At 34.5% G+C, this 20,838-nt stretch carries 16 protein-coding genes; 6 read left to right on the plus strand and 10 right to left on the minus strand.

What is annotated here, in order from left to right; translation table 11 throughout:
- Positions 1–307 precede the first annotated feature (307 nt).
- The 6 genes from K350_RS30830 to K350_RS0105720 all read left to right on the plus strand — a co-directional run bounded on the left by K350_RS30830 (position 308) and on the right by K350_RS0105720 (position 6,158).
- The gene (locus K350_RS30830; RefSeq protein WP_051312895.1) at positions 308–832 is read left to right on the plus strand and encodes an archaeosortase/exosortase family protein; all 525 of its coding nucleotides are present in this window, start codon (positions 308–310) and stop codon (positions 830–832) included.
- Positions 813–1,262 (plus strand): hypothetical protein, encoded by a 450-nt coding sequence (locus K350_RS0105700; RefSeq protein WP_028979079.1) that lies wholly within the window; start codon positions 813–815, stop codon positions 1,260–1,262. Before K350_RS30830 ends, K350_RS0105700 begins: the two co-directional genes overlap by 20 nt.
- A gap of 135 nt (positions 1,263–1,397) precedes the next feature.
- Complete coding sequence (locus tag K350_RS0105705) at positions 1,398–4,559, plus strand: T9SS type A sorting domain-containing protein (RefSeq protein WP_028979080.1); 3,162 nt, start codon at positions 1,398–1,400, stop codon at positions 4,557–4,559.
- A 5-nt stretch (positions 4,560–4,564) separates the two neighbouring features.
- Complete coding sequence (locus K350_RS0105710; RefSeq protein WP_028979081.1) at positions 4,565–4,780, plus strand: LPXTG cell wall anchor domain-containing protein; 216 nt, start codon at positions 4,565–4,567, stop codon at positions 4,778–4,780.
- A 128-nt stretch (positions 4,781–4,908) separates the two neighbouring features.
- The gene (locus K350_RS0105715) at positions 4,909–5,358 is read left to right on the plus strand and encodes a DUF2147 domain-containing protein (RefSeq protein WP_028979082.1); all 450 of its coding nucleotides are present in this window, start codon (positions 4,909–4,911) and stop codon (positions 5,356–5,358) included.
- Between the two features lie 80 nt (positions 5,359–5,438).
- Positions 5,439–6,158 carry a glycosyltransferase family 2 protein gene (locus tag K350_RS0105720; RefSeq protein WP_028979083.1) on the plus strand — a complete coding sequence of 240 codons (720 nt, stop codon included), beginning with the start codon at positions 5,439–5,441 and terminating at the stop codon, positions 6,156–6,158.
- 15 nt (positions 6,159–6,173) lie between these two features.
- Here the strand turns inward: K350_RS0105720 and K350_RS0105725 are convergent, their stop codons facing one another.
- The 10 genes from K350_RS0105725 to K350_RS0105770 form a co-directional block, all read right to left on the minus strand.
- The gene (locus tag K350_RS0105725) at positions 6,174–6,875 is read right to left on the minus strand and encodes a DNA alkylation repair protein (protein ID WP_037574020.1); all 702 of its coding nucleotides are present in this window, start codon (positions 6,873–6,875) and stop codon (positions 6,174–6,176) included.
- Positions 6,876–6,926: 51 nt separating this feature from the next.
- On the minus strand, positions 6,927–7,865 hold the full coding sequence (locus tag K350_RS27580; protein WP_156026944.1) for a DUF4380 domain-containing protein: 939 nt from the start codon (positions 7,863–7,865) through the stop codon (positions 6,927–6,929).
- Positions 7,866–7,884: 19 nt separating this feature from the next.
- Positions 7,885–9,651: an AMP-dependent synthetase/ligase gene (locus K350_RS0105735; protein WP_028979085.1), complete on the minus strand. Its 1,767-nt coding sequence runs from the start codon at positions 9,649–9,651 to the stop codon at positions 7,885–7,887.
- A gap of 96 nt (positions 9,652–9,747) precedes the next feature.
- On the minus strand, positions 9,748–11,580 hold the full coding sequence (locus K350_RS0105740; protein WP_162144135.1) for a tetratricopeptide repeat protein: 1,833 nt from the start codon (positions 11,578–11,580) through the stop codon (positions 9,748–9,750).
- A 460-nt stretch (positions 11,581–12,040) separates the two neighbouring features.
- Entirely contained in the window at positions 12,041–13,657 is a 1,617-nt protein-coding gene (locus K350_RS0105745) for an Ig-like domain-containing domain (protein WP_028979087.1), read from the minus strand.
- The gene (locus K350_RS0105750; RefSeq protein WP_028979088.1) at positions 13,654–14,535 is read right to left on the minus strand and encodes a class I SAM-dependent methyltransferase; all 882 of its coding nucleotides are present in this window, start codon (positions 14,533–14,535) and stop codon (positions 13,654–13,656) included. The genes K350_RS0105745 and K350_RS0105750 overlap by 4 nt, the downstream gene beginning before the upstream one ends.
- 1 nt (position 14,536) lies before the next feature.
- A complete protein-coding gene (gene mnmG, locus K350_RS0105755; RefSeq protein WP_028979089.1) occupies positions 14,537–16,402 on the minus strand; it encodes a tRNA uridine-5-carboxymethylaminomethyl(34) synthesis enzyme MnmG in 1,866 nt (621 codons plus the stop codon).
- 193 nt (positions 16,403–16,595) lie between these two features.
- Complete coding sequence (ybeY, locus tag K350_RS0105760) at positions 16,596–17,054, minus strand: rRNA maturation RNase YbeY (RefSeq protein WP_037574028.1); 459 nt, start codon at positions 17,052–17,054, stop codon at positions 16,596–16,598.
- Positions 17,054–17,455 carry an ATP-binding protein gene (locus K350_RS0105765; protein WP_028979091.1) on the minus strand — a complete coding sequence of 134 codons (402 nt, stop codon included), beginning with the start codon at positions 17,453–17,455 and terminating at the stop codon, positions 17,054–17,056. Before K350_RS0105765 ends, ybeY begins: the two co-directional genes overlap by 1 nt.
- 30 nt (positions 17,456–17,485) lie before the next feature.
- Positions 17,486–20,797: a DUF4175 family protein gene (locus tag K350_RS0105770; RefSeq protein WP_028979092.1), complete on the minus strand. Its 3,312-nt coding sequence runs from the start codon at positions 20,795–20,797 to the stop codon at positions 17,486–17,488.
- Positions 20,798–20,838: the final 41 nt, after the last annotated feature.

Below are 20,838 nucleotides of genomic sequence, written 5' to 3' on the forward strand. Positions count from 1 at the left end.
AAGCTCGAATTTTTGACCTCAGAGCTCGGAGATTGGAGCTAAAAGCTCAAATTTTTGACCTCAAAGCTCGGAGATTAGAGCTAAAAGCTCGAATTTTTGACCTCAAAGCTCGGAGATTAGAGCTAAAAGCTCAAATTTTTAAATCTCAGAACACAGAGATTTAAGGTAAGAGAGACTTAATCCAATTTTTAATCAACTTTATATTCAGTAAGAATTTTAGTTTTTGTCGAAGAAAATCCTGTCTAGCCCTTAATCCTATAAATCCCTGTTAAAAAAAAGCGTATCTTAGATATAAGAAATTTTAATCATGAGTTTTTTTAGCCGCAAAAACCCAGTCTTTGTATTCCTTGCAACAGTCATTGTATTGTATATAATCTGGGAAACTTTTTATGCTTCTTATCTTTGCGCGTCACCCTTTTCATACAAGATTTCATCATTTCTTGGATGGACGAGCAGTTATTTTTTTTCCCTGACTGGCTTGAAACTTAATTGGATTGAAGCAACTTATTGTATTTCTATCGATGGTCGCCCGGCTCTCTACATAGGAAATTCTTGTAATGGCTTGGCGTTTTTTGGTTTATTTACCTGTTTTGTTCTCGCTTTTCCAGCATCTTGGAAATCTAAGCTGTGGTTCTTGCCACTGGGAATTCTAGCCATTCATGTATTGAATATGATAAGAGTAATTCTTCTCATTCTCAATTTTTACTTCTACAATACAAGTTTTGATTTTAATCATAAATACACCTTTAACTTTGTTGTTTATGGTTTTATGCTTTTAGTCTGGCTTTATTGGGCAAAAAAACAACTACCTGATGCGGCACAAACTGCTTAGTAAAAGAATATTAGCCTGTCTTGCGCTATATCTTTATCAAAGTTTTTTAGACTTGAACAGGAATTCCATTCTGGATTTTTATCAAAGTTATTCTCCTATAATTGGTCCACAGGTAGCTAAATTTCCTGTTTTCTTTCTTCTGGCTTTCATTATACACAGAGCATTTATTCATGGTCTGATTGTAAAAATTTTTACCGGGGAGAAAAAAATCCTCTACTATTATATGTTAACAGACCTCCTCATATTTGGAGCTGCTGCATTGATTGTGATTTGCAGAAGGATATTTCCTCAGTTTAATGATATTACCGAGCCTCTCACATTTGCCTTCATAAATTTACTGGACACTCCGATTTTACTGCTTTTCTTCCTTCCTTCTTTCTATTTATATAAAAAAATGGAAATCACGACATCCCGTCATACCGAAATTTAAGTTATTGATTGGAAGTTTTTAAAGCTCCATCGAAGGACGCCTAAATATACCTACCGATGGGTATTGCGCCAAGTGCTCTAAATATAGAGTATTGTGTTGGGACTAATTTTCTCAAACAAAAATCACACATACTCTATGCAATTTTTAAAATTACGAAAACCATTGACTGCGTTACTGCTGTCAGCTGCAATTGGCAGCGCCTCTGCTCAAAATTTTGATCCGCCGGAAGATTTTAAGAACGATGTTCCGGAAAAGGAAACTAAGACCGGGCATATCTTGTATTTAAAAACTTATTATACTGGTTGTGTCATAAAAGACAGTGAAAACAAGGATGTCGTAAATCCAAACTGTGCGAAATTCAAGGATGTAAAATCATTAACGATTGATTATAAAAATCCGATGAATGACCTCAGCTGGGTTAAGTATTTCACAAAGCTGGAGAACCTTTCTGTCAGATGGAACTATGTTAAAATCCTTCCTGATACATTTCCTTCCACTTTAAAAAATATAGATTTATACAGCAATGCAATTTCTGTAAATGCAACTGCTGCTTTAAAACATTTGCCCGTTGGCTTAGAATCGCTGTCTCTTGGAAATCAATCGGAAGTTGCTGCGGTAACTGTTATTCCTCCATTACCAACGAACCTGAAATATCTGGAGCTAACCTCTAGCAATATTGCTGCTCTTCCGGATAGCCTGCCTTCTAAACTGGCAACATTGTGGTTGAGAGCAAACAAAATCCAATCTACAAATGCTGCTTTGGCAAATAGTCATGTAAAGACGCTGGATTTAAGTTACAATAAACTGACAGACATAACTTTACCGTCAGGCTTAACAAATTTGTATCTTAATAATAATACTCTGGAGAACATTCAAGTGAATACATCAATTGATAGCCTTAAAGAGTTTAATGTATCAAATAATAAGCTGACAAATCTACCGACGCTTCCCTCTTCTCTTAGTTACCTGAATGCAGAGAATAATTTAATCTCTAATTTGGGAACGCTGCCAGTAAATCTTGGATATTTATCCATATCAAAAAACAAACTGACTAGTTTACCAACTTTACCTGCTGGTCTTAAGGATTTATCAGTATCAAAAAATTTACTTACAAGTGTTCCATCATTACCTTCTAATCTGGAGTATCTGTATTTAGATTCAAATAAGATAACAGCTCTGCCAGCTGTGCCGGCAAATCTTTTGTATCTTGATGTCAGTTCTAATAGTCTCAGTGGATCTCTTCCTTCACTTCCTGCGACTCTTTATTACCTTAATTTTTCAAATACAAACATATCGTCTTTTGTAGCGCCAGCAGCATTACAGGTTTTAAACTTTTCGAAAACAAAAGTTACTTCGTATGCTACCGCATTACCAAATGTACTCACAGAACTCTACTGTGAAAACAATAACCTTTCAAGTATTCCAACTTTGCCTGAGTCTTTGTATAGAATCAAAGCGAAAGGAAATCTTTTCACTTGTTTGCCGAACTTCCCTGAAAATTTAGCTGATAGCGACATCCAACTGGTTTGCAACAAGAACTGCTGGAGAGTATTATATGGTGACTGGAATAGCAATTCAAGCTGGTCTCAGGGTGTAGTTCCTACACAAAATGATGATGTTTTAATTATAAATGGTTCTCCAAACATCAATGCTTCGAATCTTTCTGTTAAAAATCTTGATATAAGAAATTCTATAGTTTCCGGCCCATATTCGCTATCAGTAAAAGGTGACATAATAAATAGTGGATCATCTTTTAACTACCCTGTTATAATGGATGGAAGCACTGCTAGTCAGATCATAAAAGGAAAATCGACAACTGTCTATTTCCCTTCATTAAATGAGTATCAGGACAATAGAGATAACTTCAAACATCTAATCATAAAAAACCCGAATGGAGTAGTTTACAAAGGATCTGATTATAGCGTTGATACATTGTCAATTCTTAGTGGTTTTGTTGATGCTAACAATGACACTTTATGGGTACAAGCATTGGACAAGTGTACAACTCCGGTAGCTGATTTTGTCAGAAATGGACTAATTGGAAATGCTCAAAATGTAGTAAGTGGCTGGTCATTTGTTGGTAACCCGATGATTAATCAGACACTTGGAACACTTAATGCATCAATCCCTTTGGGCTTCGGAGGAAAAAATCAGAGCATCTATGCATATGACGGCACCAAGACAAGTTTAAATCACTGGGTGGCTCCAACCGGACTAACTAGTTCATATGCACCAGGAACCGGATTCAGAGTTTATAGCTTCCAATCAGACAGATTAATTTTTGCTGGTATTCCTTTCAAAGGAACAAAAGATTTGAATGTTACTTTCGATGCTGCCGGATATGACAATGGTGGCTGGAACCTAGTAGCCAACCCATACCTTTCTCCAATTGACTGGACAAATGCAGCAGGTTGGACAAAGACCAATATCACAAGCGGCATTTATATCTGGAATCCGGCAAAATCGGCATATGCATCATATGTGAGCGGAGCTTCGACAAATGATGGAGGCCCGACTATTGCAATTGGACAAGCATTCTTTATCAAGGCAAATGGTGCAAATCCTAAATTGATTATAAATGAAACTGCAAAATCAAAAGAGTATGCAAGTTTCTTAAGAATCGGTATTGCTCAGCCTTCTTTAAAAATTTCATTAAATGATAAAGTTGAAGAGCTCTCTGATGAGTTACTTATCCGTGTTGCAGATGGTTCAAGCAATAACTTTGATGAAAATTTCGACGCTTACAAACTTCCGGGAACCTTCATCAACATCTCAACAAAATCTTCAGATGGAGAAGATCTTTCTATCAGCTCTCTTCCGGAACTGACAGGTTCTTATCCTCTACAGGTTTCTGCAGCAAGAACAGGAAAATTCACTTTCTCATTTAAAAATGCAGAAACACTGGAAGGTTCAAGTGCTTACCTGATAGATAAATTACTTGGCAAAGAAGTGGAAATCACAAATGAGACCGAGTATGAATTTACAACCAATTCAACTGAAACATCTGACAGATTCAGGGTTTCCTTCACTTCTATTGTTACAGGCAATAATTCTTCAATTACTGAATCAGCTCCGCTAGTATACCCTAATCCTGCAAAGGATCAGGTAACACTTACACTTGGCAGAGCAAAAAATGCTGATGTTTTACTTATCAATCCTATGGGTTCAGAAATAGCTCAGTGGTCTAACGTTCAGGAAGGTTCTCTTCAAATGCCGCTTTCTGCAGGTAGTGGAGTCTACATACTGAAAGTGAAGAGTAATAAAGAAATATTTGTATACAAAATTGTAAAGTTATAATTGATATGAAGATTTATTATACAGTCGTATTGACAATATTATTTAGTTTAAATGCATTTGCACAAGCTCCATCTTTTGACACTGGCTCTCCTGAGCCAGTGCCAGCAGGCGGGGCTGCTGCTATCCCATTAGAAAATGGTTCATATCTTTTCCTTGCAGGAGGCTTAATTGCAGGTGGTATTCTGCTGCTTCAGTTGAGAAAGAAAAGAAAGACTATCTAGAAGATATTTTTTATTTTTTACCTGTGGACTTAGGGCTGCCCTCTCAATGAGGCAGCCCTGATTTTTTTTTACCTGTAGGATTATTACTTTTATTCTTTATAAACTGACATTCAATAGACTTAGCTCATATGAAAAACCTCATTGCTCTCTTTCTATTTACTCTCGCTTTAACTTTTTTTTCTACTGATGCATTGGCTCAATACTCCGGAGATGAAATAATAGGAATCTGGGAAACACCTGGAAATGACAATGCACGAATTGAAATATTTAAATCAGGTAATAAATATTATGGGAAAATAATATGGTTGAAAAGAAAAGGTGAGAATGGACAAGTGCTCACAGACAAGAATAATCCTGATAAGTCATTACAAAACCGACCTATTATAGGTACAGAAATCCTGAAGGGGTTTATATTTAATAATGAAGACTTGTGGGAAGATGGTGAAATATATGATCCTAAAAGTGGCAATACTTATAGCTGTCAAATTTCCCTGCAGGATAAAAACACAATGAAAGTCAGAGGATACATTGGCTTTTCACTTATCGGAAGAACAGAATATTGGAAAAGGGTAAAGTAAAATGTGTTGTTAGTTTTATAGTTTTTTAATTATAAAAAGCTATTTTGTCTATTAAATATCTTATAAATACCTTGATTTTTATGAAGCTCGAAAAGCTTTCCATTATCATTCCTGCCTATAACGAAGAGAAAACTTTACATAAAATTCTGGACAAGGTAAGAGAAGTGCCACTTATAAATGACATCCGGAAAGAAGTAATCATTATCAATGATGCTTCTACTGATAACACCGAAGATGCTATTCTAAATTACATGAAAAGTCATCCTGAATTTCCCATGATCTATCATAAACACGATGTTAATCAGGGTAAAGGAGCTGCAATACACACAGGCATCAAACAAGCAACAGGAGATTTTTTAATTATTCAGGATGCCGACCTCGAGTATGATCCCGAGGAATACAATGATATGCTAAGACCTGTGATCAAAGGTATGGCTGATGTAGTATTCGGCTCAAGATTTATGGGAAGTAAGCCCCACAGAATATTATTTTTTTGGCACACCATAGGAAATAAATTCCTGACCTTTCTGTCAAACATGTTTACAAATCTAAATTTGACTGATATGGAAACATGTTATAAGATGTTTAATACTAAGTTTGTCCAAAGCCTTGATCTAAAAGAAAAGCGATTTGGGTTTGAGCCGGAAGTAACTGCAAAAATTGCCCGTATACCAAATGTAAGGATCTATGAAGTTGGTATTTCTTACTATGGAAGAACCTATGCTGACGGAAAGAAGATAAACTGGAAAGATGGGGTTTGGGCTATTTATTGTATAGTTCGATATAATCTGTTCAGATAGAATTTTCTAAAGGGTTCAACGTGCATCGTTTCCTTTTCCAAACTTGGATACTTTTTTATTTAACTCTACCAATGCATTACCAGCTATCCATTTTGCCGATTTACTATCCATCTCTTTTATCCTTTTTGCTACTGCAATAGCTTCATTACACAGTTTTTCATTTCTTTTTCCTATCTGTCTCAAAGCCCAGTTCACAGCCTTTTTTACAAAGTTTCTTTCATCATTAGAATGCTTTTCTATTAAAGGAAATAATGGTGTAAACCTTTCATCGTCTGCTTTTTTATCATGTACAGCTAAAGTAGCAATCAATACAAAACCTGCTCTTCTTACAAATTCATCCTCTTCTTCTGTCCAGGCCATCGCCTTTTCAAAAGCAAAAGGGGTTTTCCTGAAAAGATTAAAACACACCTGATCACATAAATCCCAGGAATTAAAATCTTTTACCCATAGATCCATTTGTTTTTCATGAACCAGTGAAAAGTCATCAATCATAGAAGCCAGTATTCTCGCCTCATGTATATCTGTTTTCCAGAGTTCTATGGCAAGCAGGTGATCTTTCTTGTGGTCTTTAGCAATTTTTCTCAATACCGGTATTGATATACCCAGTGCTTTTTCTGTATTGATGCCAAATTTTGAAAGGGCAGGGAGATTTTCCGGTCGGGCTTGGGATTTTAGCTGTGAGAGTACCTTTTCCAATTCAGATTCAGCTTTTTCCATCAAATTTTAAAAAAATAAGGGAGATGTGTGACACATCTCCCTTTTATCAATTTATTTTTTAACAACTGATCTTACAATCTTTACCAGTTCGGAATTTCCTTCCTCTTTTGTTACACTGCTTGGTAAAGCTCTTAAGTACCATTTCACCTCCCAGGTTAGTTTTGCGCCTGGAGCAAGTGTCTTGTAGGCCCCCTGCTGTTCCATTTCAATAAAAGGGTTCTGAGTATCTGCAAAAACCTCTATCTCCCCCTCTCCTGGTGCGCGCTCAGCAGCCTTTGTATCCTCGAATTTTTTAATCAGTAAAAGACCTTCGTCTGTATTAGCTATCCAACCTTCACTTCCATCTGCATACAATTTAGCCATATTGCCATCAGTGACTCTGTCAGGCGAATAGGCAAACCATCTTATTCCGTCAATGTCTTTCATTTTAAGAACACTCATGACAGGGCTGCTTTGCTCAAATTCTTTTTCACCTCTGGGATAAAAAGTTATTGATGATTTCTTTGTCCTGGTATTTTCCCAAGGTGCTACCTTCAGTTCTTTTCCACTCTCGTTAGTGATTGTATAAGTTACTACAAAACTTGAATCTGAGGGATTTGCAGTAATATTCTTCTTTATTACTACTCCTAATTTCGAATCCTTTTCACTGGTGAATTCAACAGAGTTTTTTGTAGCTGTAACTTTGTATGGCTTGTCGTGATGCTCCGGAACCGGAGGCCAGCCCCATGGATCTTGCGGACTTGTCCAGAATGTTGAACCACCAGGTCCGATGATCTCTTTTCCTCCAAGAGTAAAGGAAGTTATTCTTGCTCCTTGTCCACCGTCAATCGCCATAACCGTGCTGCCCAATGATACTTTGTAAGTATGTTGACCAGCAGCAGGGCTTTCAATTTTCACAGTTTGGGTTGCTTGTTTTTTTTGTGCAAAAGTGGTGGCAGCAGCCATAAATGCTGCACTAAAAAAAATGGCTTTAATAAAATTTCTTCTCATGAAATATATTTTAGTCTTGTTAAGGTTCTGAATACATCCTTTCAATTACATCTTTAAAGTTTTCAAGAATTACTTTTCTTTTAAGCTTTAAAGTGGGTGTCAGTTCTCCGGACTCTATTGTCCATAAGTCTTTTACCAGGTGAAATTTCTTTATTTTTTCGAACTGAGCAAAATTTTCATTATAAGCCTCTACTTCTTTTTCAAACTTTTCAATTACAGCCGGGTCCTTTAAGAGAGAAGATTCATCCGAAAATTGGATTCCTTTTATGGAACACCAGGCTTTAAGACCTGTAAATGAAGGCACAATCAAAGCTGAAGCAAATTTTCTTCCATCTCCTACCACCATAATCTGCTCAATAATCCTTGACTCTTTGAATTTATTTTCAATTACCTGAGGTGCAATGTATTTACCTCCGGAAGTTTTGAACATTTCTTTTTTCCGATCTGTGATCTTGAGAAATCTTCCATCAATAAATTCACCAATGTCGCCGGTATGGAACCAGCCTTCGCTGTCTATTACATCTGCTGTAAGGTCAGGCTTATTGTAGTAGCCTTTCATTACATGTGGACCTTTTGTTAGAATTTCTCCATCAGGAGCAATTTTGGCTTCCACATTTTCCAATACCAGTCCCACAGTTCCTACCATACTATCCCCTTCTTCCGGTCTGTTAACCGCTATAACCGGCGAGGTTTCTGTGAGACCATATCCTTCCATCACTTTTACCTGAGCCGCCCAGAACACTTTTGCCAATCTGGGCTGTAATGCAGCTCCACCTGATATGATCACAATTATATTTCCACCGAGAGCTTCTCTCCATTTGTTAAATATAATCTTGTTAGCCAACCAAAGCTGAAAGTTATAAAAAATACCTTGATTTACATTATTTTCGAATTGGTGTCCCAAATCGAGGGCCCAATAAAATAGTTTCTTTTTTATTCCAGTCAGAGAGGTTCCTTTTTCTACAATCTTGTCATAAACCTTTTCCAAAAGTCGTGGAACTGTAACAAAAATGTGAGGCTGTACTTCCTTCAGATTCTCTGCAACTGTATTAATATTTTCTGCATAATAAATAGAAATTCCGCAACGAGTGTAGAGATAAATAAGCATCCTTTCATAAACATGGCTAAGCGGCAAGAAGCTCAGAGCCCTATGGTGATGATTGACTGGCAACAGAGGTGCACAAGCTTCTACGTTACTTAGAATATTTGCATGCGTCAGCATTACTCCTTTCGGATTTCCGGTTGTCCCGGAAGTATAAATCAATGTGACCAGGTCCTCAGATTTAATCGATGCCTTTATATTTTGCAGTTCAGTTACATTAATTTCTTCACCCAGCGATTTAATCTCTTGCCAGTTTTTTACCCCGGAAATGTTATCAAAAGAGTAAATTTCTTTGATCGATGTTACTCCTTTTGAAGCAACTTTTGATTTATCATATAGCTCCTGGTCAGCCGCAAAAATCAGTTTTATGTCTGCATCCTGAAAGATAAAATGGTAGTTGTCAACAGTATTCGTAGGATAAACAGGAACGCTAACTGCGCCTATCTGCTGCAGGGCTATATCTACAAAATTCCATTCCGGTCTGTTTGGGGAAACTATAGCAACTTTATCATCCTTTTTGATTCCCAGTTTGAGAAGGCCGCTGCTTAGTTTATCTGCTATGGCTGCGTATTCCTGTGAACTGTATTTTTTCCAGTTACCACTTACTTTACAGGCTAAAGCATCATCTTTTGGAAAATTTTTTACCTGAAAATCAAGTAAATCAAATAGTCTTTTAAATTCCATAGCTTTAAAGAATTTAGTGAAAATATTTATCTAGAAGAGAATAAACGCAGATATAATCCGCGTAGCGGGAAAATTTTTTAATGTCGAGCGAGTGGATTAAATTTTATCGCCGCGAAGCTTTCTGAATCGCTTTCTTGCTTCAACATTAAAGATGCTTCCAGGATATTTAATCATAAAGTCCTGATAAATCTGCATCGCTTTCTGATTATCCTTTTTGTTTTCCTCATATATGATTCCCGTCAAAAACAAAGCATCATCACCAAGGATATCAGTAGAGAAAGAAGTATTTATCTTCTCAAGTGCAAGAAGGCTTTTATCGAAGTCACCTAATTTTCTGTAAATCTTTGCTTCCAATAAAAGGACCTCATCCGCCAAAGAATGCTTTGGATATTTTTTTAAAATTTCCTCTGCTCTTTCAATAGCCTCAATATTTTTATTTCTGAAAAGAAGAAAATCAATCTTGGCATATTCCTTCATTGCTTCATTTGTTGTATCTGTATCCAGAATAGTATTGTCCTGGATCAGAAGGCTAAGATTCATCGCATCATTTGAAATTTCTCTGGAGGTAGCAATTTTAAGGATATCAAGATGTTCCTGTGCCAGGTCAAATTCACCTTTGTAATAATTTAATTTGGCATTTTTTAGCTTTGCTTCATGACCGATCGGATCCTCTTTCATGGCTTTTTCTGCTTGAGAATACAATAATGTTGCTTCCCAAGGTTCTTCTTTTAAGAGATAAATATCCCCAAGATCAATTTTGATTTTTGCTGTTAAACGGTTATCATTCCTGGAATAATTCAATGCGTCGTTTAATATAATTACAGCAGTATCCTTATTGTCCAGATAAAATGCTTCCAGTAAAGCCATGTTTTTCATAGCTTCAGTGGTATAAGGAGATTTACCCAGTTCTTTGATAAGATTTTTGTAATCAGTTATTAACAATCTGATCTGAGTTTCATTGACAGGAAATGTATTTTTAACCAGTTCTTCTCTGGAATTAATCAACATTCTTTTTGCCTGGCCATAATGAACTCCGTTCCTGTATTCATCCACAACATATTGGAAAAATTTTGACGCTGCTTCGTAGTCTTTGTTCTCCATTGCAATTCTGCCCACCTCAATCATTTTCATTCCCTGCATTTTGTATCTTTTATCCAGAGCCTTCGATTGCATAAACGCTTTGGTGAAATTTTTCTGCTGAATATTCATCCAAAGAAGCATTTCATTAAATGCAGCATCATTGGGGTCTTTTTGTATTTTTTCATACAAAGTGGTTTCCAGCAAATCAAAATCTTCTTTTTCTGTCAGAATATTCTGAAACTGGTTTTTCACATTTTCCAATTCGTTTGGATCATTTTTCAGATAATTCAGCATTTCTTCAATCATTAATGCATTATTATTCTGAATTTTATAGAGTTCAGCTAGTTTAAAACTGTATAAATTTCTGTCATTTAGTGACTTTCGAGAACTTATATACAATTCCGCAGCTTTATCCACATTTCCGGATTTCACCAGATAATCCGCAATTTTTTCTGTTAAAGAAGGATTTTCACGAACAGCTTCAGAAAGGTTTGAAAATTCCTTCTGCGCTTTGTCCTGTGAAGAGAATTTTTGTAAATGAAGGAAGAGGTCAGCTTTATAAAAAGATTCGTTAGGATTGCTCTTAATCATCTTTTTGATGAGCTTCTCTCCCTCAGTAATATTTTTTTCGTGGATTAAAGAATTATAGAAATTAGAATAGATCAGCGGAAGGTTTTCAGACTTTTTACTGATTTTTTCGTATTCAGAAAGAGCTTTACTGTATTCCTGGTTATTAAAGTATTCATTGGCAATTTTTATTTCAGGAGAGACTTGTGCATATAAAAAGTTTGTAGTTGCCAAAAACAAAAATGCAACAAGAGTGGTTAAGGAAATATAAAGCTTCTTCACATTCATATTTTTCAAACTGACTTATTAATCCCTTATTTTATTAATTAAATATTTAAATAATTATTATATATAATATATCCCTGTGAATAAGTTGAAAACTTTAATTATTCACGTCTTGATTTTTTGTGAAGTTTATAATTCTTGATTTATATCTTTTTTATCCACAGGTTATATAACGATTTAATGATTGATTATTAGATATTTTTGGTTTTTATTAACGATTGAAAATTTTTTAATGTGTATTTATCCTTAAACAATGTGGATTGAGGATTGTTATAAATAATCCACCATTTTTGACCATGTTATTTTTGCTGAATTTTGGTTCGTTGATAAAAGTTGCATCTCAGATTGTTTTCAGATTTTGAAAATAAATTTCTTAATGATTTAATCACATTGAATGTTGAAAATGTTGATTTGTTAAGTCTTTAATATCAGTATTTTATATTTTTATTAATAAAAGTTAAAATTCTATGTTGATATCTCTGACTTCCCAGTTAGCTCTTAGCCCAATTTTCTCCTTATAGTGGATAACAGGTTCTGCTTGGATCATCTTTTCAAGATCTGCATTGTCCCATTTACCATTGTTATTAACATCTACGAGAATTCGTATATAATACGTTCCTGGATTAAGAAAATTCAATTCGTATTTTTTAGGGTTCTTCAGCGTGAGAATCGGATTGTATTTATCATCTAATAATTCAAAAAAGTAGTTTTTAGCTTCTGTAGTGATAGTTCCCGAAAGGATTGCATAGTCTTCTTCCTTTTTCACAGTAAACTTCTCCTTTAAGCCCCTATTATAGTTATTTAAGAAATCCTTTATTGTACTGTCTGGTATAATTAGAAATAGGGAATCTTTATTCTCTGGATAATATATATCCACCTCTGCCTGTAATTTCTGTTTGTTAAGAGTAAAGTTTTTCTTTTCGAATGGTTTGACTAATGAGTCTTGCTTTATTTGAAATTGACTGAAATCTATTTCTGTGACTGGACTAGAGAAGTTTAATTTTATCTTGTTTCCTTTAGGATTTAGTTTTCCATTATCGGGGTTAACTGTTATAACTAATGGAGTTTTTGTTTCCGTCTTCTTCTTTGTTTTAGATTCATAGATAATTCTAATGTTCCCTCTTCCTATATTTCCAGATGAATCTTCTAACGCTAATCTTATAGGAATACTATCCTCCATTATTTTCCATGTATTGTATATTTTAATTGTATTGCCTTGATTTTCAATTAAATAGCTTACATTAAATAATGTATCTTTCTGATATTCAATACGTTGTGATTTTATTCCTTCTTTCAGTTTGATTGTAAACTCATTTTCGTTAATGATGGAAGTAGATATTATCTCAGGAGCTGTAGTATCAATTTTTGTTAGGTATATATCTGAATTAGTTATGTTACTATCTATTGTGATTTTAGTCTTGAAACCTATTTTTTCTTTAGAATCATATTTTAGATTATTACTTAAATCTTCTAATGCATATAGGTCATAAGCGCCTTTTTTAATATTGGTGATTTTGTATTGATCGTTTTCAGATTTAGCAAAGTATAGCGGTTTTGAATTGGATATGTTTAATGTATCATTACTTTTATATAGTGCTACAGATATATTGGATAATGGTTTATTGGTTAATAAATCTGTAACTTTTCCAGAGATAGTTAATGTATCCAGTATTGGTCCAGTACTAAATGCTATTGAAAAGTTTTTTGGTGCATTGTTTTCAGTTATATCTTGAATCGCATTCCTGAAGTTTAATGTATAGGTAGTATTTTCTTCAAATGGTTTGTTGAATGTTATTGAGAGTTTTTTACCTCTGATTTTGTAAGTATATTCAGACTTGATAGTTGGAGAGATTATTAATTGCTCCATGAAATTGTTCTCTTTGATCTCTTCATCAAATTCAAATGTCATCGTGTTTGATTTGAAATCTAAAGAATTTGGCTTTGGATATGATTTGACGACTTTAGGAGGTTTTGCATCTTTTGGACCTCCTTGTGGAGCCTGAATATTTGCACAGGCTTTCAAAAATATGATTATAAAAATTGCTGTTATTGCTGTAAAAATGTGTCTTATCATTTTTTTATTCTTGCGATGTATATGATACTAGAGTAGTTTCCTGATTCTTTTTTTGCTTTTAAATTCGATTTATATCCAGTAAAGAAAGCATTTAAAAGGTTATTTGTTCCTTTATATTTTTCACTTAACATGCTTACATAATAGCTGTCGAATTTCATTGGTTTTGTTTCGATCAGTTGAAATCCTGTTTGAGTTAGCAAATTGTTAAGAGCTGTCTTTGAGAAATGATAAAGATGTCTTGGAACATCATAAGCTGCCCAAGTTTCCTGGTAATATTTTGAGTCATTAGACTCCAAATTGGGAACCGCTATGATTAGTGTTCCATCTTCTTTTATTAGTTCCTTTATTTTTGTTATTGCTTTAACGGGATCATGTATATGCTCAAGGACGTGCCAAAGAGTGATTACATTATATTCTTTTATGGCTTTTATTTCATTTATGTTTCCATAAATTTCTTTTCCCGTAAGATCTTTGGCCTTTTGTCTGGCTCCATTATCAGGTTCTGTACCTGTTATTCTCCATCCATTTTCCTGACACTTCTTAAGAAAGTATCCTGTTCCACATCCTATATCAAGTAGGTTTCCTGGTTTGGAATATTTGTTTATTAACTCAAGTTTAGCATTAAGAGTTATTTTTCTTATTCGATGGTAGATTGCATTAATTATACCTTTCTTAGAATCTGTATGCGATACATATTTTTCGGATTGGTAGTATCTTCCTATGTTCTCTTCATCAGGTTGTGGTGAAGTGATGTTGAGTTTACACTTAGGGCATTCTAATAAGTTAAATTTCTCCTGTGTAATAGAGTAATCTTTAATGTTTAATTTAAGTCCTAATCCTGTAGAATGACAAACAGGGCATGAGGTAATCTCTTTCATTTTATTTTCCTAGATAAATCATTAGGACAGAAATGTCAGATGGAGTTATTCCACTTATTCGTGATGCTTGTCCTAGTGTTTTTGGTTTAATTCTTTTTAACTTTTCCCTTGCTTCTGCAGATAGAGCAACCAAACTATCGTAATTCATGGATTCATTTATTTGAAAGTTTTCCATGTTTGTCATTTTCTTAGCCAGTGCTTCTTCCTTCTGAATATAGCTTTCATATTTTACTTCTATAGAAGTTTGCTCAACTATGTCATCGCTATATTTAGAGATTAGATTATTTGTATCTTCATTGATATTTGCCAAGTCTTTTATATCAAGATCTGGTCGTTTTATCAGGTTAAGATATGTTGCCTTTTCTCTTATTTGGGCACTTCCTAGTTCTTCTAATCTGGAGTTGATTTGTTCTGGCTGGAATTTAAATGCTTTTAATTGTTCGGTTAGATCTGAAACGCCTTTTTTCTTTTCCTTCATTTTTTCAAATCTTTCTCTGCTTGCAAGTCCTAATGCATATCCTTTTGCAGTTAATCTTAGATCTGCATTATCTTGACGAAGTAGTATTCTATATTCTGCTCTTGAAGTAAACATTCTATATGGTTCTTCTGTGCCTTTATTTACCAGATCGTCAATTAAGACTCCTATATATGCTTCTGATCTTCCAAGAATAAACTCTTCCTTTTCATGGACTTTATTATGAGCGTTTATTCCTGCAATTAAACCTTGGCATGCTGCTTCTTCATATCCTGTTGTTCCATTGATTTGCCCGGCAAAGTATAGGTTTTCCAGGATCTTTGTTTCAAGAGTTAGCTTTAATTGGGTAGGTGGGAAATAATCGTATTCTATTGCATACCCAGGTCTGAACATTTTTACATTCTCAAATCCAGGGATTAGTTTTAAAGCGTTGTATTGTACATCTTCAGGTAATGAGGTAGAGAAACCATTGACATATATTTCTACAGTATTCCATCCTTCTGGTTCTACAAATATCTGGTGTCTCTCCTTATCCGCAAATCTGTTTATTTTATCCTCTACAGATGGACAATATCTAGGGCCTAATCCTTTTATCCTCCCAGTATACATTGGAGATTTATCAAATCCTGTCTTTAATACTTCATGTACATCTTTATTTGTATAGGTTATGTAGCAACTTCTCTGTGCTTTTGGCGCTGATGTTTCTTCTGAATAGGAGAATTTACCAGGATTTTCATCACCTTTTTGTTCTTCCATTCTTTGATAGTTGAGAGATCTACCATCTATTCTTGGTGGAGTTCCTGTTTTCATTCTTCCTGCTTCAAATCCTAATTCAACAAGTTGTTCTGTTATTCCTGTTGCGGCCTTTTCTGCGGTTCTTCCTCCTCCAAACCTTTTTTCTCCAATATGTATTATACCATTTAAGAATGTACCATTAGTTAGAACTACTGATTTGGCTTTTATTTCAATACCCATTCCTGTCCTAACTCCTACTACCCTGCCATCCTTTACAAGAAGTCCGCTAATCATTTCTTGCCAGAAGTCTACATTAGGTGTTCTTTCCAGAGTCAATCTCCATTCTTCAGCAAATTTCATTCTATCATTTTGACTTCTTGGGCTCCACATTGCAGGTCCTTTAGATCTATTTAGCATCCTGAATTGGATCATTGATTTATCGGATATAATACCCGACTGCCCACCTAAAGCATCTATTTCTCTTACAATTTGCCCTTTTGCCACTCCTCCCATTGCAGGATTACAAGACATTTGAGCTATTGTTTGCATGTTCATTGTTGCTAATAATACTGTTGATCCCATATTGGCAGCAGCAGCAGCAGCTTCACATCCGGCATGACCTGCACCTACAACAATTACATCGTATTCTTTAAACATTCTATGAAATTGATTTTATGTTCCACGTGGAACATAGTTTGATTATTTCGTTATTAACTCTATTAGCCAGAAATTAGTCCAAGTAGAGTTTTTAGTTTATTATATTTTATGTTCCACGTGAAACATCTGTTATCGAAATCTTTGTTAGATTTTATTGGTAGAGATGTTCCACGTGGAACTTTAATTAGTTTTGTTATTTTGTTCCACGTGGAACATTGTATTTTGTGTTTAGGAGGGTGACGTATTTGTTTTCTTTTTCCCTCATTAGATTTTTCTCTTCTTCCTTTTTGTCTTTGTATCCGCAGAGATGTAATACGCCGTGAATTAAAACTCTGTAAAGCTCCAATTGGAACGTTGTTTCGAATCTTGTTGCATTATCTCTTATTCTTTCAATACTAATGAATATATCCGATTCGATTAAAGTTCCATCAGAATTATCAAAAGTGATAATATCTGTTAGAGTTTTATGGTTAAGGTAATCCTTGTTGAGTTCTAAAAGATAATTATCAGAACAGAAAATATAGTTGATATATCCAATGGATTTCTTCTCCTTTTTTGCCACCTCTTTTATCCATTGGATAATTTGTTCTTTGTGTAAAAAGCGAAAGGATATATCTTCTTTATGGAAAAAAATTTCAGATGTATTTGACATTAATTAAAGTAAAATGAAAGTTCTACAGTTCTTCCTTCATTTTTGAATTCGACCTGGTCAGATAAATGCTTCATAAGGAATATTCCTCTCCCTCCTATTTTATCCAGATTTTCTGGTGCTGTTGGATCAGGTAATGAATCATAGTTAAAGCCTGGACCTTCGTCTTCAATAATAAATTTCAAGTGGTTATCCTGGCATTCTGCAGCTAGGACAACATTCTTTGTTCTGTCTCCTTTGTTTCCGTGTACAATAGCATTGTTTACTGACTCTGTAACAGCAACCATGATGTTTCCATAGATGTCATCATCAATCTGAAACTTGTCTTTTACATTGTCGATAAAGCTCTCAACAATTCTAATGTTTTCCGGTAAGGAAGGGATCTGTATCCTAAGCGAATTCATCATTCTTTAACTTTATAATACGGTTTTATCTTAATTGTCTATTTTCTGAAAATATTCATTTACCTCTTGCTTATAGTAAGGGGTTAAAGCAGGAGAAATGGATTTTAAAAGGTCTATTTGTCTTTCTTTTGCTTTTAGATATTTCTCAAAAGAAGGCGGTATATCTTGTTTTGGTTCTTTAGCAGATTCAGCTTCTCTTTTCTCATCGAGATCTCTTTCCCTAACTGCCTTTTCTGCTTCCAGTAATCTGGTTAATATCTCCTGTTGTCTCATGATCATTTCCTGAGTCAATTTTTTATTTACCAGATCATTTTCTGTTTCCTCCATTTTTTGAGAAAGTTGATTCAAATTATTTCCTGGAGCTTGACCTCCATTTTTATTCATCATTTTCTCCAACTCCTTCATTGCATTTCTGATTGTTTCTTGTTCAGCAGCAAGTTTTGCGAGTTCTTCAGAAAGCTCCTTTCCGGTTTTTCCCCCTTGCTTTAATTGCTGAATTTTCTGATTGAGCTGTTTCTGTAGTTCTCCTAGGCCTGGTTTAGGGTTTTTTCCAGGTTTCTTGCACATTGAAGAACCGCTTTTCATCGACTGTGCCATTTGCTCCTGCATCTGCTTCAAAACATCATTAAGCATTAAGGCAAGATTGTTTATGGATGTCATCGCAAATTGTTGTTTACCCGCTGCTATATCAGGTCTTCTTTCTTTAATTGCTTTAGCACTTTCATCCATAAAATCTTTCATTTGGCCAACTTCGCGAGTAACAAAAGATTCTATTTGGTAGACCCTTTTTGCTAAAGCTAAAAGACTATCTTCAATGATCTTACTGTCATCCTTTAGTTTTAACTGTTTTTGTGATAATGCAATGAATCTTGGATCTGTTTGATTTACTTTTTTGAATTCCTTCATTACATCTTCCTGATCAAAAGAGAGTCTTACAAGGTTTTCTAATATCATTCTAAGGTCTTCCATATTTTCTTCAGCTTGCTCCTGTTCATTGGATTTCTGCATAGAAGACAATTTATCAGCCATCTCTTTCATTTTTTCGGCTGCATTTTTCTGGGAATTACCTGCTTTTTTGTTTTGATTGTTCTTTAGTTGTTCAGAACTGTTTTGTTGCTCATTAGAAATTTCATTCTCCTTTGAATCTGTATTTTCAAGGTCATTTTTGTTTTCCAATGACTCGTTAATCTTCTCAAGGTCATTTAATTTCTCTTGTATATTTTTAAAGTCTTCATTTAGCTTTTCTTGTTGTTGCTGAAGAGATTTCTGATCCTCCTGTTTTTGATTTGTTTTTTCAGCAAGCTCTTCCTGCTCTTTTGCAGTTTCTTTAAGGTCATTAATGATTTCTTCTGACTTTTGGTCAAATTTAAGCTGCTTAAACATCTCTAAGGCTCTCTCTAGCTCCTTATCCATGTTGTTTTCCTTCTTCTGAATGGCATCCAATACTTTTTGAAGATCCTGCTTAGGGGCGTTTTTTTCCATGAGTTTTTGAAGCTCATCATAAAGTTTCTTGGTCTCTTCATCCAGTAATTCATTCATGAGCTTTTGTAATTGCTCCATTTTTTTCGCCATTTCTTCACTGGAAGGACTGAGTTTGTCCTGTTGCTGATTAAGCTTCTCATTTGCTTTTTTCAGCTCCTCTATTTCTTTACGAAGTTCTTCATGCTTATCAAGAAGTTCTTCTATGCTCTTTTTATCCTGCCAATTCAGATTATTCTTCCCTTTTAGCTTTTCTTCAATTTTATTCAGGTCTTTTTGGATCTGCTGAGATTTGCTCAAAGCTTTTTCCATCTTGTTTTCGGTCTGACTCGAATTTTTAGAAATAGCCTTCGATGCTTCTTCTTTTGAAGGAAGTTTTATTCCATATGTTTTGGATTTAGAGCTTTTTCTTCCATTTACACCATCATTGTCCCAAACCTGGAGATAGTAGTCAAGGCTTTCTCCTGGTTTTAAGTTAAGAGAATCAATATTCCAATTGAATATGAAATTCTGTGACAGGAATTTTTGATCTATTGGTACATTAATGGATTTGAATGGTGATTCCTTCTCTTTATTATCATCTAATGACCTTTTATAAAATAGTCTTAAGCCAGTTAATCCGTAATCATCATTGATGCTTCCTCCTAGGCTTATAAAATTAAATAGAGTTGAATCATGATATTCTTCACTAGAAATTTGAGGAAATTGATCCGGAATTACATTAATAGTATAACTAATCTTCTCTTTACTTTTTACCTGCTTGTTCTGCAGTTCAAGATCGTAGCTTTCTGTCTTGTTAAATGTTTTAGACAGCTTGTAAGCATCGTCTTCTATATTTTCGGTTATCTGTTTCCCTGTAGAAAACAAAATCTTAATTTGATCAGCTGATTTTGTATTGAACTCCCAGGTAACAGAAGTTCCTTCAGGAATGCTTAAATTCCCTATGTTTTTAACCTTTTCAGACTGTTTTTTTAGATAGGATGGGTAGTTTAAATATACATCAAATGATGTAAGCTCGGGTCTATTGATTAGATCAATGGAATATCCGTCGGAGATAAAACCTGCAGCTTCAAAATTGAAGTCTTCTTTTCTTTGTATATTTTTAAAGAGATATGAGAATTTTCCTCCTCCAAGGTTTTTCAGTTTAGACCTTTTATTGGCGGAAATAAGGTAAACAGATTCAGGAATAGAATTGCCTTTTATAGACAAATTGATCTCAAAATCCTCGTTTTTAAAGGCTTTTAATGATTTATTTTCAAGCATAAAGGCGAATGGTGCTTTATCTTTGAAATCTATATTATAGTTAATTATACGTGCAGTGCTTTCTACAAAAATGTGCGGAAGAAAGAATACTATTAAAGCAATTATTACTATTGGTCCGACCAGATAGCGCAAATATCTTTTGTTTTCCTTTATGTTAATAGCGTTGGAAAAAGGGACTATTGATAATGAATTTGTCTTTTGTTCTATACTTGCCCTTATGAGCTCGCTTTCCTTTTCACTCATTTTTTTGAGTTGAAGGGTATTCAAGAGTTTGTCCTTAATTTCTGGAAAATATAGACCTATCTGTCGTGAAGCTTCTTCATCTGACAGCTGTTTATTGATTGCAAAGTATTTTAAAAGAGGATCTAATATCCAGGTAAAAAATGCCAGCGATCCGGAAATTAAATATGTAAAGAAAAATATAACCCTAACTATCTGGCTAAATTTTCCATAGTATTCAAGTATTGAGAAAAATAGATAAGTTGAAGATAGAAGTGTTAAAAATAAAATTCCACCCTTAAGCATTTGGTTAAGGTAGTACTTTCTTTTGTAGGCCTTAAGGTTTACTAAGAGTTTATCGAAGTTTTCTGCTGGTTTCATCACTTCTTAACGAGGTCGTCCAGTTGATTATTTTTGTAGGC

It is taken from the genome of Sporocytophaga myxococcoides DSM 11118, assembly GCF_000426725.1.
Lineage (GTDB): Bacteria > Bacteroidota > Bacteroidia > Cytophagales > Cytophagaceae > Sporocytophaga > Sporocytophaga myxococcoides.

What these genes read in the sequence shown, in the direction of transcription:
- K350_RS0105715 (WP_028979082.1), top strand. Translation starts at nt 4,909, where the DNA reads ATGAAAAACCTCATTGCTCTCTTTCTATTTACTCTCGCTTTAACTTTT.
- K350_RS0105770 (WP_028979092.1), bottom strand. Translation starts at nt 20,797, where the DNA reads ATGAAACCAGCAGAAAACTTCGATAAACTCTTAGTAAACCTTAAGGCC.
- K350_RS0105700 (WP_028979079.1), top strand. Translation starts at nt 813, where the DNA reads ATGCGGCACAAACTGCTTAGTAAAAGAATATTAGCCTGTCTTGCGCTA.
- K350_RS30830 (WP_051312895.1), top strand. Translation starts at nt 308, where the DNA reads ATGAGTTTTTTTAGCCGCAAAAACCCAGTCTTTGTATTCCTTGCAACA.
- K350_RS0105710 (WP_028979081.1), top strand. Translation starts at nt 4,565, where the DNA reads ATGAAGATTTATTATACAGTCGTATTGACAATATTATTTAGTTTAAAT.
- K350_RS27580 (WP_156026944.1), bottom strand. Translation starts at nt 7,865, where the DNA reads ATGAGAAGAAATTTTATTAAAGCCATTTTTTTTAGTGCAGCATTTATG.
- K350_RS0105750 (WP_028979088.1), bottom strand. Translation starts at nt 14,535, where the DNA reads ATGAAAGAGATTACCTCATGCCCTGTTTGTCATTCTACAGGATTAGGA.
- K350_RS0105720 (WP_028979083.1), top strand. Translation starts at nt 5,439, where the DNA reads ATGAAGCTCGAAAAGCTTTCCATTATCATTCCTGCCTATAACGAAGAG.
- mnmG (WP_028979089.1), bottom strand. Translation starts at nt 16,402, where the DNA reads ATGTTTAAAGAATACGATGTAATTGTTGTAGGTGCAGGTCATGCCGGA.
- K350_RS0105705 (WP_028979080.1), top strand. Translation starts at nt 1,398, where the DNA reads ATGCAATTTTTAAAATTACGAAAACCATTGACTGCGTTACTGCTGTCA.
- ybeY (WP_037574028.1), bottom strand. Translation starts at nt 17,054, where the DNA reads ATGTCAAATACATCTGAAATTTTTTTCCATAAAGAAGATATATCCTTT.
- K350_RS0105745 (WP_028979087.1), bottom strand. Translation starts at nt 13,657, where the DNA reads ATGATAAGACACATTTTTACAGCAATAACAGCAATTTTTATAATCATA.
- K350_RS0105725 (WP_037574020.1), bottom strand. Translation starts at nt 6,875, where the DNA reads ATGGAAAAAGCTGAATCTGAATTGGAAAAGGTACTCTCACAGCTAAAA.
- K350_RS0105765 (WP_028979091.1), bottom strand. Translation starts at nt 17,455, where the DNA reads ATGAATTCGCTTAGGATACAGATCCCTTCCTTACCGGAAAACATTAGA.
- K350_RS0105735 (WP_028979085.1), bottom strand. Translation starts at nt 9,651, where the DNA reads ATGGAATTTAAAAGACTATTTGATTTACTTGATTTTCAGGTAAAAAAT.